Annotated in this window: 11 protein-coding genes; 8 read left to right on the top strand and 3 right to left on the bottom strand. The window is 62.7% G+C overall.

What is annotated here, in order from left to right:
- Window positions 1-65 precede the first annotated feature (65 nt).
- Complete coding sequence (locus tag ACWEKS_RS47495; RefSeq protein ID WP_452346283.1) at window positions 66-401, top strand: hypothetical protein; 336 nt, start codon at window positions 66-68, stop codon at window positions 399-401.
- Window positions 402-1,117: 716 nt separating this feature from the next.
- On the top strand, window positions 1,118-1,282 hold the full coding sequence (locus tag ACWEKS_RS47490; protein WP_452346282.1) for a hypothetical protein: 165 nt from the start codon (window positions 1,118-1,120) through the stop codon (window positions 1,280-1,282).
- 33 nt (window positions 1,283-1,315) lie between these two features.
- On the opposite strand, the gene ACWEKS_RS47485 is transcribed toward ACWEKS_RS47490, so the two are convergent.
- On the bottom strand, window positions 1,316-1,570 hold the full coding sequence (locus ACWEKS_RS47485) for a hypothetical protein (RefSeq protein ID WP_452346281.1): 255 nt from the start codon (window positions 1,568-1,570) through the stop codon (window positions 1,316-1,318).
- A gap of 161 nt (window positions 1,571-1,731) precedes the next feature.
- Entirely contained in the window at window positions 1,732-1,929 is a 198-nt protein-coding gene (locus ACWEKS_RS47480; protein WP_452346280.1) for a hypothetical protein, read from the bottom strand.
- A 570-nt stretch (window positions 1,930-2,499) separates the two neighbouring features.
- Between ACWEKS_RS47480 and ACWEKS_RS47475 the strand changes: the two genes are divergently transcribed.
- The 3 genes from ACWEKS_RS47475 (at window position 2,500) to ACWEKS_RS47465 (ending at window position 3,425) form a co-directional block, all read left to right on the top strand.
- Entirely contained in the window at window positions 2,500-2,835 is a 336-nt protein-coding gene (locus ACWEKS_RS47475; protein WP_452346279.1) for a hypothetical protein, read from the top strand.
- Window positions 2,832-3,188, top strand: coding sequence for a regulator (locus ACWEKS_RS47470; RefSeq protein WP_452346278.1), 357 nt, complete (start codon window positions 2,832-2,834; stop codon window positions 3,186-3,188). Before ACWEKS_RS47475 ends, ACWEKS_RS47470 begins: the two co-directional genes overlap by 4 nt.
- A gap of 111 nt (window positions 3,189-3,299) precedes the next feature.
- Window positions 3,300-3,425, top strand: coding sequence for a hypothetical protein (locus ACWEKS_RS47465; protein WP_452346277.1), 126 nt, complete (start codon window positions 3,300-3,302; stop codon window positions 3,423-3,425).
- Window positions 3,426-3,743: 318 nt separating this feature from the next.
- On the opposite strand, the gene ACWEKS_RS47460 is transcribed toward ACWEKS_RS47465, so the two are convergent.
- On the bottom strand, window positions 3,744-3,965 hold the full coding sequence (locus tag ACWEKS_RS47460) for a hypothetical protein (RefSeq protein WP_452346276.1): 222 nt from the start codon (window positions 3,963-3,965) through the stop codon (window positions 3,744-3,746).
- Between the two features lie 3,100 nt (window positions 3,966-7,065).
- Between ACWEKS_RS47460 and ACWEKS_RS47455 the strand changes: the two genes are divergently transcribed.
- The 3 genes from ACWEKS_RS47455 to ACWEKS_RS47445 all read left to right on the top strand — a co-directional run bounded on the left by ACWEKS_RS47455 (window position 7,066) and on the right by ACWEKS_RS47445 (window position 10,727).
- Window positions 7,066-7,989 carry a ParA family protein gene (locus ACWEKS_RS47455; RefSeq protein ID WP_452346275.1) on the top strand — a complete coding sequence of 308 codons (924 nt, stop codon included), beginning with the start codon at window positions 7,066-7,068 and terminating at the stop codon, window positions 7,987-7,989.
- Window positions 7,990-8,697: a ribbon-helix-helix domain-containing protein gene (locus ACWEKS_RS47450; protein ID WP_452346274.1), complete on the top strand. Its 708-nt coding sequence runs from the start codon at window positions 7,990-7,992 to the stop codon at window positions 8,695-8,697.
- Window positions 8,698-9,761: 1,064 nt separating this feature from the next.
- Window positions 9,762-10,727: a replication protein RepA gene (locus ACWEKS_RS47445; protein WP_452346273.1), complete on the top strand. Its 966-nt coding sequence runs from the start codon at window positions 9,762-9,764 to the stop codon at window positions 10,725-10,727.
- Window positions 10,728-11,575: the final 848 nt, after the last annotated feature.

The following is an 11,575-nucleotide window of genomic DNA, read 5'->3' as shown; positions in this document are numbered from 1 at the left end:
ATGGTGTAGACGACACTACGAATTCCGACGGCCTATGTCGCCGGTCCCGATCAACGTGAATTCAATTGCATGACAGTCGTTTTCCGGAATTCCGGCTCACCGATCGCTCCACCAACCAGCGCGTCCGGATCGACCCCACCGAGCTCGAGATGCTGCTGATCCGCTACCCCCGCTGCGTGCTGGGGTTCGGGTACCTCGGGGTCTCGCTCCTCCTGTTGGACACGAACAGCCCCGCTTTCCACCGCGACCCGCCCTGGCCGTTCTGGCGCACCCACGCCGGCTACGACCACTACAACACCTACGGCCTGAGCCCCGACCAGCGTGCCCGCGCCAGCATCGCCCGCTGGCGCATCATCGACGACCTGGCCCAGAACATCGTCGACCGCGCGGCGTGCCGCTGATCGGTAGCGTCGGCGGCCTCGTCACTCCGCAGATGATCTACTGGCCGCGCGCCGTCGCCACTCTCCCAGGGCGGTGTCGGCTTTGACGTCGACCCCGACCACACTGGACACCCGGACCACCCCACCGGTGCCCTCATCGACGCCAAGCCGGGGCAACACCTGGCGCATCGAAAGCGCACCCGCTGCCGCACATCACGGTACGCCTTCCACATCCCGCTGAAGCCTCCGCTACCCGACGGGAAGTGTTTCGGCGTATTCGATTGCGAACTGGGCGAATACGATCTGCAACACGAAGATCTCCGGTCTCTGGCGTTCCCTCTCACCAACCCGCGAGGCCAGAGGGGGAACCAGCCCATGTCGATGCTCGACGCACTCGGCCGCGAGGGGTCGTGGGCCTCCGCTGACCGCGTGACCGCGCCAGGGAATTCTTGAGTCGGCCCGATCAGCAGAACGTCGAGGCCGCAGGCGCGCGGGTTACATTCTTCCGCCCAGATGCAGGGGCCGTCAGCTACGAGGTCGGCATGATTTGCAGGCCCGAATTTCCTCGGGGTTCTACCGGCCGGGCGCTATCACGGCGGCGGGGGTGATGAGGTCGACCAGCGCGCCGACGACTTGCCGCCGGGTGGACTCGCTGACGACGCCGATGCGGTCGTGCAGCCACGGCCGGTACAGGGGTGTTTAGGTATACCACCGCGGACAGGCCAGGAAGAGGGTCGGTGTCGGAGAACGGGACGGCCAACCCCGGCATCTTCGGTGTCAGTTCGACCGGGACGGCGGGCATGGTCGGCGGGACGGTGTTGGCAGCGGTGCGGGACAGGATCAGAACGCGATCGCTGCCGAGCGAGGATGACTTCTCGCGTCTGGCGATGGTCGGCAGGTAGTGCCAGACCTCGCCGTGGGCGGGGACGGCGGCGTCACCAGGCTGTGCTGTCGGCGCGGATTGCGTCGGCCATGGCCGCGCGTTCGGCTTCGACTTGCTCGAGATACTCGGCGGTGTCGCGGCCGTGGGCGCGTTCGTAGTCCGCGGCGAGCCGTGCGGCAGTGATCAGTACGCGGTCGCGCAGTGCGGCCTCGGTGAACACTGAGAAGGTAACCCCGAGTTCGCGAGCAGCCTCTTTGGATTGTTCGAGCACGGTGTCATCCACGCTCACCGAGGTATTAGCTTTCATGATGGGAATCGTAGTAAGACCGCTCGCGTGCTCTGGGGAATCGATCCCGGCCGTTAAATCAATCCAATAGGCCGCCACGGGAAACGACACCGAACAGGACGCCCTCGGAGGCGGCTGAGGCGCACCATCCAGCCCCCGATCTTCGGGTGCCCCGGCCCCGATCAAGCCACTGATTCCCGGCGGCGGTGGCGCCCGGCTGAGGCCGGGATCTCTGTGACCGCGATGGGAAGCCGGTCGGTGGGCGCTTCGAGCAGGCTGTGCAGGTAGTCGCAGAATGCCTCGACCGACCCGTAACGCGCCAGTACCTCGTTGATCAGTTGTCGCACGCTCGCTGCGAGAATCCGCTCGTCCACCTGCACCTGTTACCCTTCGGTTTCTACTGCTGGCCCGGACGGTGTCACCCGGCATTCTGCACGATCTCCCCGCCCGGGCAGCTATTTCCGAGTATCTGATGCCGATTGCGCCATTTGCCGCCGATTCGTGCCTCGACGGTCAAAGCCGCGCCGCTCCAGCACCGGATTTCAGAGCGTCCAACATGGGTGACCAAACAGCTGTTGTGGCTGCCGCGCCGATTGGTTACCACACCGCACGAGCTGTGCGGCCACCCGTCGCCGCAGGTGCTCCGCGGCTGGCGGGCCTGTCCCGCAAAAACGGTCCTCCGGCCAGTCCCGAGCCAGGTGAAACCGGGGAAACCCAGACTCCAGCATTCCGCCGACCCACTCATATTCCCCGAGACCCGCGGCGTCGTTCCTCTGCAGGGAAGCGTCGGTTTCGCCGTCGATCCCGCGCCCACCATGGCCACCCCGACCTCCGGACCGGGGCGCTGCTGTAATTTCGGCCGGGCGGCCGGTTCCAGTTCTTGCGCGCGGATTCCACCCACCCTCGCCGTGAGATGACCCCGCCCGCCGTGACTCCGCCTGTTTCGCCTGGTGATCTCGGCCGCCCGCGGCTATCCGCACCGCCGTATTCGCTTGTATGCTCTCAATGTGGGTTATCACTTTCGGGACGTCAGCGATGCTGAGTACCTTCATGACGTCACGAAAGTCGAGGTATTGCAGGCACTCGCGTATCCGTGGCGGTGGCCGCAGCGGATCGAGTCGAAGCTCGACGCGCGAGTGCTCCAGGTCTTCAGCCGCACAGTTGAAGGTCGCGCTCTTGCCGTGGTGGTGATCCAAGTGGATCGCTGGGACTGGTTGATCTACGCAGCTCGACCCCTCGAGGTGGACGAGAACGCCGAATACACCGTGTGGGAGGCACAGCAATGAACATCGAACGCCGTATCGAAGAACTGGCCAGGCAGGCGACCGACGCCGATCTCATGGGCGATTTCCTGGCTGGGCGGCTGGTCCGCGGCAGCGAACCGGCCGATGTGTCCGAGTTGCCCGTGCCCGACGCCGCAGAGGTGGAGTCAGCAGCGCTTGTGCCGACCACGGTCCGGTTCTCGAAGGTGCAGAAGGACAAGCTCGTCGAGCTGGCGAAGGAACGTGGCACCGACGTGTCCAGCCTGCTGCGGGAGTGGGTCGATCATCAGATCGAGGCATCCGAGCACCCGGAGCGAAAGATGATCACGGTCGAGGAAGCGATCCAGGCGCTGCGTAACCTTCCGCACTCCGCTTGACCTGCACCTCGAGACTCCGCTTGACCTGCACCTCGAGAAGTTCGACCCACGGCGCCGAGTATCTGGATTCCGATCAGATCGCGAACTTCGAGAAGTGGGAGGTGACCCGTGATGACTGATCCGTTCGACACCATGAGCCTCGCCGAGGTGGCGGCGATGACGCGGCACCCGGTCTACACCGATGAGCCGATCGAGACCGGCCCCGACACCGAGTCGGTCCTGATCCCCAGTCGGTGAAAATGAGCCTTGACCTCGACAAGGCAAGCAAGCGCCGCGCCGAGAATCTCGGCATGTCACAACGGCCTACGTCCGGTCGCTGATCGAACGTGACAGCGGCGCGGCCGGGACGGGCGAGCGGTGCCCGGTCCGCGAAATCCTAGCAGTGATCCCTATGCACGAGAACGACGAGTACCCCAAGGCATCCTGACCCCCGGCCCACCAGCGGTCCCCCGGGCTCGGATCTCCCGGGTACGTCGCGCACGAGGCGAGGACGCGCGGTCAGTGGGCGGCAGACTGACAATCCGTTCGGACTTGCCGGTTCTCACTCGGCGTTCATCACAGCGTCAGCGAGTGGCCGCGGGCCAGGATGTCGACAGCGGCGTCTGTACTGCATGGTGGACCGTCGGCGGCGAGGGTGTAGCCGAGGTCGTAGAACAGCTGCACCGCCTGCCCGGCGATGCGCCGACGCTCGCCTTCAGTGCCGACCGGCAGCACGCAGCAGGCGAGGGTGTGGTCTTTGCCGCAGATGGCGATCTCGATGTCACCGTAGATGCCCACGGGCGAGCTGTGCGCGACGCGCGCTTATCGGACGTCGGCCTGGACTGAAATCCAGGCAGCCTGGGGCAGAGAGTCTCACGATGGAATGCTGCCGGACTCCGAGGCGGAGGGGCTACGGCCGTCGGCGCGAGAGGCTCGACACAACGTTCCTCGACCGCTGAGAACGGCCCCTGACGCCACCGCCCCACCCTCACCCGTGATCGCCGCAGGTCAGAGCCGTAAACCACGCGATATCGAACGCTGTCGGACTTTTATGCCCAGTCCCATGCCGATACCTAGAAACGGGATATCGATCGCTCTATGGGCGAAATAGGGGGCAATTTGGCCCGCAAGAGGTCCCCCCGGCCTTCTCAAACGGTCAAACCGGACGTAAATCGACGGATTTCAGCATCTCGCCAGCAAACGTCAAGGTGGCGGGGCTCGCGTCACCTCTCGCACCCCGATCCGCAGTCAATCAACGCAACTGTGATGTCGTTGTAGACAACCCCCGCACCCGGCCTCGAATGCACCCGAGAAGCGCGATACGGGGGCGAGCAGCATGCCCCACGCAATCGGTTGGATTCAGATTTCTGCGAGGACATGCTTTGCACAGTGATGTGACTTTCGCCGTCCGCCCGAGCTACATCCGCGAGCACAGTGCACCGATGAACCAGCACAACCATCGTCTGCAGACTCCGGCACTACCCGAGAAGCGTTGCAGCACATCGGACCGCTGCAGGCGCCGACCCTCACGACTATCAGCTACCGATGATCGAAGCTACAGCGTCGGCTACTCGAATCGCCTCTAGATTGCGTGGTCATTGTTCACCACTGTGTGCGCGCCCGCTCGACTGCGGCCGACCGAGGACGCGCCCGATGGACGGCTGCCAACTGCCCCGCGATACTGCGTTGAACTGGCCACGGTCGTTGCATGACAACTGAACGCCGACGCAGATGCCCACGCCGGCACCGGACGAGAACATTGTGCACCGATGGGCGAGCGGAGCGCCGGGGCTCGACACACGATGGCAGTCGGTAGTGCACCGGAATCTCCACTCGCGCTGTTCCAGTTCCCGTACGGGCGAAACCCTTCAACCGACAGCATCAGTGGGAACGCATAGGCAGCGGACGCTTTCCATGGCGCATCGACTTCTCGACTGTCCTGGTGTGCTCGAGGCGCACTCTCGACAACGCCGGTTGCTCCACCCATGTTGGTTAGATCGCCAAATGTGCACTCACGCTGACAACCCTTCGTCCTCGTATCCGTACGACGCCAGTTGTGGGTTCGGATCTTCCACACTCCAATGCCGCGGATAGTGGTGGTGGGCTTCAACGTGACGGATACCGAGACCGCTCGCAGCGGAACTTCCCCGGCGACTATCGCGGCGCTTTGAAGCCATCGTGTGTTGGGATTGGCCCGCCGAAGAACAGGGGTGCCCGTGATGGTGCGGACGAGGCGACCGACTAGTAGTCACCGGGCCTGCGTCTCCCGATCGAGCAAGAGCAAGACTGAGCGTGGGGACACGACAGTGACGCACTATCGGGCATGGCAAAGGCGATCGAAGTTAGACTTCACAGCAACGTGGATTCGCCCATGAAACACGAGTGATCGAGACTGCCGTCAGGAGGTGAGCACCATGATCGCACAAGCGATCTCGGTATCCAGTCGAGCTGCGCTCCCCTACCTGATGTGCCGTCTGCACGGCTCGATCTGCCCTACTATGCCGCCTAGGTGTGAGGCATCCAAAAGTGATGCCGCCTTCGAAAAAAACGTATCTGAACTGCGGAGATCCTTTACTACACAGAGTGAACCCGTATCTCGCATCCGCTCTCATACAGGACCTAACGTCTTACATAGGACAGTAACTAAGACCCATCTTGCGACTGACGATGCGACGATACGTAAGACGTTAAGACAGGACATCGCTCGCCCAATCGCTCGCCCAGTAGATTTGACTGTTGGTGGCGCTGCTGGATCGATCGAGTTGATGACAGTTGTAGTGCCAATTTCAGTGATACGCTCAACTACCGTTGAGAGCGTGTCGTTCAGGGCGGCTGCACTGGTTCCATACAAGGCGCACATGATGATTGAATCTAGGGCCAGTGGAACAATCGGAGAGACCATCAGGTATTGGGTTCTTGGTCGTGTGTTTGGAACCGCCATGAAGGCGCTATCTCTGCAGGGCGTCAACTGCGCTCATAGTCAGATCCTTCCCCCGCGCTGTGCGCTGGTGACCAAGGGGGGCGAGTGCACTGGAGTGCCTAGTACGGTCGTCACGACCATACTGCTGGCAATGACATGGACCTGGTCAGGGAGAGGTTCAGATGCCGTAAGCATGACCTCGGAACTGTCCACTGTCTCAACCTATGTCAAGGCAGTCGACTCCACCCGATACTGCACCGGAGATAGAGCTTCTGGTAGGAGCGCGTGCAAGATCCTTGTCCGGAACCGCTTGTCGACTGGTCGTGCTACCTGTTTCGAGCTTCTTCTCTGGACCAAATCTACGAGGCCACTACATACCATGACGTTTGCCCATGAGATGGGGAATCGTGACGCCATCGCTTCAACCCGTCACAAACCCATTACTGAACTCTTCGCACGAGCAATGTTTACGAGTCGTCCGACTATGTCTTCATCGGCAAATCCACAGGCGAGTACGTCGACGCATGTTCCGCTCGTGGAACCGGTCATACCCCGTGTGAAACACAGGGACGCTGGTAGCGTCAAGAGGAGCGCACATATCAGGACGGTAGACGAGGGTAGATATCAGGCGTGCTCGCCTACCGTTGTTGACATCCATGCAAGACTCTCAGTACCGACCATGTCATTGGCCATCCATCGGCCATCAAAAACGTCTGCCAACAATACATTTCATAGTCGCTGAGCCGCGATATCCACTACCACCCGAGCAAGTACGCGACATCCGATCTGCGATGCTGTGCGTCCATCGATCTCGGCCCGCGCCACGAAAAGCGGCGAATATCTGGCTGCAGCTCAGAGCAATTGGCTTGCAGGAGGTTTCACCCTGAACTTAGGCCGAGACGTCACCATCTATCTGCCTGCGACACACCCCTCTGAGATGGTTGTTCCTGCGGCACTATCTCCGGTACTGTCCACGGCGTGACGAGTACGCGTTTGCTGTCAGATCTCCGTGCGGTGCGACGAACGATATTGGTGGCCAACCAGAAAGGGGGGGTGGGGAAGTCCTCGATCGTCGCCGCCATCGCGGTCGCGGTCGCGCGCAGGGGCAAGCGGGTCCTCGTGGTGGACGCCGATCAGCAGGGCAACTGCACTATCCGCGACCTCGGGGTGAAGGACTCCGATGAAGGCCGATCGCTCGCGATGACCCTGCAGTACGGATCGGTGCTCGAACCTGTCCATGATGTACGTCCGGGACTCGACGTTGTCTGCGGCGGAAAGCTTCTCGCCATGGCCGGCGCTGTTGTCGCCGGCGCCGAACAGCACGGCATCGACCCCCGCCAGAACCTGCTCGTCGCACTCGAGGCCCTCGTCAACAGCGGCGGCTATGACCTGGTCCTCATCGACTCGGGCCCAGGCGACCGTGGCGTCCTTGATCTTCTGCTCCAGGTTGTGAGCTGGCTGATCGTTCCCACCAAGGAAGATGACGGCAGCATCGACGGTGCGGAACTGCTTGCCCGGCGCTATCTCTGGGCCCGCAAGAACGGCGCGCAGGTCGAACTGATGGGCATGATTCTCTTCGACTGCAACCCCCGCGCCGTGCGCCGTAACGAGGACACACTCGGCAAGATCATGGACCTGCTCGACGGCACAGGCATCGAACCCTTCCGCAGTTTCGTCCGCCAGGACAAGGCAACGGCCTTGGACGCCCGCGCCTTTCACCGAACCGCCGAGGAACTCATCGACTTCGCGCCGCCCAAGAACGGCGACGCAGCAGACCCCGGTGAGGCCCCGGCGAAGAAATACTCACGGGACACCGAACCGCTTGCTACCGACTACCAGAAGTTGACCAGGGAAGTACTCGTCCGCCTGGCCGCCGGCGAACGTGCGAAAGAAGGTGTGTAAATGGCTCGGAAAGGAGCATTCACGGCCGACGATCTCGACGACATCGACGAGCTCCTGCAACCGTCCCCGCCGCCCGCAGCTGCCGCGGCGATCCCGAAACCGCCCAGCGCGGCAACAATCACCGCACCTGCGTACGAACCGCCGGCCAACGGACACGGCATCAGCGGGCCCGCTCCAGTCGCTCCCAAGTCCGTGCGAAAGGCCGCTGCGCCCAAAACGACGGGTAGCGGTGATGCGGGCACCAAACGTCCCCGGACCGCACCGGCTCGGACGAAAGCCGCCCAGACGATCGCCGAAGCCCACGTCACCGCACGGGTTGCCGAAGCGCTGCGCCAACTCACACACAGCGAAAAACAACAGCGAGGAAAGGGGCGCAGCTACGGTGAGGTAGTTCTCGACGCTATTGAGGAGTACGAAACCGAGCTGCGTACACATTTCCAGGAGCAGGCCAACGTACAGCCGACAGGGCGTCTGTTCCGACGTGTGGACCAGACTCGTCCGCGGCGGCGACGACACACCGAACCCCCGGTGAAGATCCCGTTGGCTGGCATCATCGCGCCCGACATCGAACTGCTCGACAACCTCGTCATCGAATGGCAGGCAGGCAGTCGGAGCGCCCTGGTCGACGAAGCGCTCAAGCGCTACCTCGCGGATGAGATCGCAGAAGCAGCAGACGAGGACGATGTGATGGAATCAGCAGGGGAGTAGGTGAGCGGCGTCATGGCGTTCGGAGGTCGTACGGATTCTCCGAACGTGACGGCGATGATCGTTCGACTCAGGACTCGGGGATTGATTGAGAGCCATCACGGCGGCCGAACGCTTCTCGCCCAGGTCAGAGGCATAGAAGAGACGGGCCGAGAACGCAGATGGGACCGGAAAGCCCGGGTGGGGATGACATTTGGGGGAGTGGCTATGCGAGGTCTCTATCCACAGCCGTCGCCGAGCCTACTACAGGAATCTCTTTAAGGAAAAGAACTACATGGGGCCCGCGTTTTCTGCGTGTCACCTGCGGAAATACCGGGCCCGTGTCCGCGAGATATGCGTGCCGTGTCCGCGAGATATGCGTGCCGTCCTGGGTGAACGGCACGCCCCATGTCCGCAAGATATGCGTGAAAAACGAACGGTGCGAACCCTTTTCACAGTCACAGCTGTGCACAACGTCCGCGAGGTATGCGTGGATAACTCCGGCAATCCACAGTCCGCAAGATATGCGTGCCATCTAGGCATTCTCTGCAATCCGTCGAGGCGTTCGATTTGGTAGCAGACCCCTATCAACCTGCAACGAACTGTCTTCGGCTGCACACCAGTGACATGGCTTCCCGCGCATATCACGCGGACTACAGTTATCCACCGTCCGCGAGGTATGCGTGGACAACTCCTCAGCGTCCGCGAGTTATGCGTAGCAGTGGCGATCAGCGTCCGCGAGTTATGCGCGCCGGGAGTCGGATGTCCGCCAGTTATGCGTGCCACGCCACCGCCTCGCGATGCTCCTGTCAACTCGCCCCGTCCGCAAGGTATGCGTGGCCCGACCTGCGCAGATACCTGTGTCCGTGAGTTATGCGCAGAAGAATGCGGCGGAGAGACAGCCAGCGTCGGGTGTGACGAATCCCGCCCCCACCAGTGTTTTCGCTCCATCATCTGCCCCATGCACGCACATCGCGGACACGCCGCCGGGACCGAAAACCTACTTCTAGGGGCCCTGTCCGCAAGATATGCGGGCTTCTCCGGCCTTTGCAGTGTCCGCCAGATATGCGTCCACGACCAGACACGGGATGGCGAAGAACTGGAGTTTCCGCCTGGATATTGGAATGCTAAGCGGCATGCCACGCCCCAAACGCAGTCCATTGGACATCGTCCGGGCGGCGGCCGAAGTGTGGGACGGAGAGCAGGAAGTCGGGTACCTGGCTCGTGTATTCACCCAGACGTCGCTGCCGTACCGAGACCCGGGCGACGTCCCCGCCTGGGGCCGACGCAACGGCGATCTGTCACTGACGGTTCAGCCCGGCATGACCACCGACGAGAAAAACCGGCCCGTGTCGATCGGCTACCCGTATGGCACCATGCCGCGCCTGATCTTGACCTTCCTGTCGACCGAGGCCGTCCGCACGGGCTCTCCCGAAGTCGTCCTCGGCGACAGCCTCACCGACTTCATGGCCGGCATGGGACTGACTGCGACCGGTGGCAAGAACGGCTCGCTGACCCGGATGCGCAACCAATCCCACCGCCTGTTCAACGCCACTCTCAGTATCGAATACAAGGGTGACCCCAACCGCCGTATCGGCGCGAAACTCTATGTGGCCACTGCCTACAACATCTGGTGCGGCAACGACTCCGAGACCGGGCAGCCCTCCCTGTTCACCTCCACCGTCCGGCTCAGTGACGAGTTCTTCCGGGAAGTCACCGCCCACCCGGTGCCCCTGGATATGAACGCGATCAAAGCTCTCGGCGGATCCGCACTGCGCCTGGACATCTACGCCTGGCTCACCTACCGAATGTTCTCGGTCAAACGCGAGACCACCGTGCCCTGGGAGTCGCTGATGGCCCAATTTGGTTCCGCCGCAGACACTTCCGACCGACGCCGTCGCCACCAGTTCCGCAAGGACTTCACCGAATCCCTCAAACAAGTCCTTGTTGTCTATCCCCAGGCCAACGTGGACACAACCGACGCTGGAGTGGTGCTGCGCCCGGGGCTGCCGCACATCCCGATGTCCCCGGGATTTCGAGCTCTGGCCCGCTGACGCATGCCCGGCTGTGTGCTCGCTCGGGTGGCCGGACGCAAAGGATCTGCTCGACGTGACCGCGGGCGCGCCCGAGGTCGCCGAGTTGTCGCCTGCAACGAGCCGTCGCTGGCCCTGATCGAATCGGCTCACCCAGGGCGACACCAGCGGTGGAGCTTGTGAGAGTGCTGGCGGCGCGGCCGAGCGGCTTCAGCGCCTCACGACGCCGGGAATGGCGGAGGCGATGTCGTGAGCCAGACGAACGGTACATGGCCATCCAAGAGCAGTTTTCGCGGCGAACCCCGGCGGCGTGGATCGCGGGCGGGCAACGGTAGACAGACTGGCCGCGGCTGCGGGCCAGGGCCGCGCGGACGACGGTGGCGACGTCCAGCCCGGCTATCTTCGCTATCTAGCGCCTCGGGCATTTCTGTTTCCGCCCCGGCACCCGAGGCACAGTCGACCCTGGACCGGGTCACACACACCTTCGTCGGCTATGGCATCGACAGGTTGACGGTCCCGGAGTGGCCGCGCTGACGCTATTGTCCGCGCCACGAGTGGCAGGCTTCCGCATGTCTCCTCGGCAGGCCGGGAGTGGCTCATTTCGGTACGCTGCCGGAATGCGCGTTGCGGCCCAAGGAGCTATCTGCGCACGCGAGGTGAATCCCAACTTGGCCAGGATGTGTTCGGCATGGCCGTTTGTCGGCAGAACGTGAATACTGGATCTGGCACAGACTTCGTGATTGACCCATTCGGGATGCGAAGGGGCGGTTGATAGTTCATTATGTCGCGGGTGTTCTGATCTTGGACCGATGAGGGTCCTGTTCCCGCATCTGGACGGTCTGCAGATCGAGGTGATCAGGGCTGCGGGT

This window comes from Nocardia sp. NPDC004711 (assembly GCF_053601595.1).
This window is presented reverse-complemented; position numbering and strand designations above follow the sequence as displayed.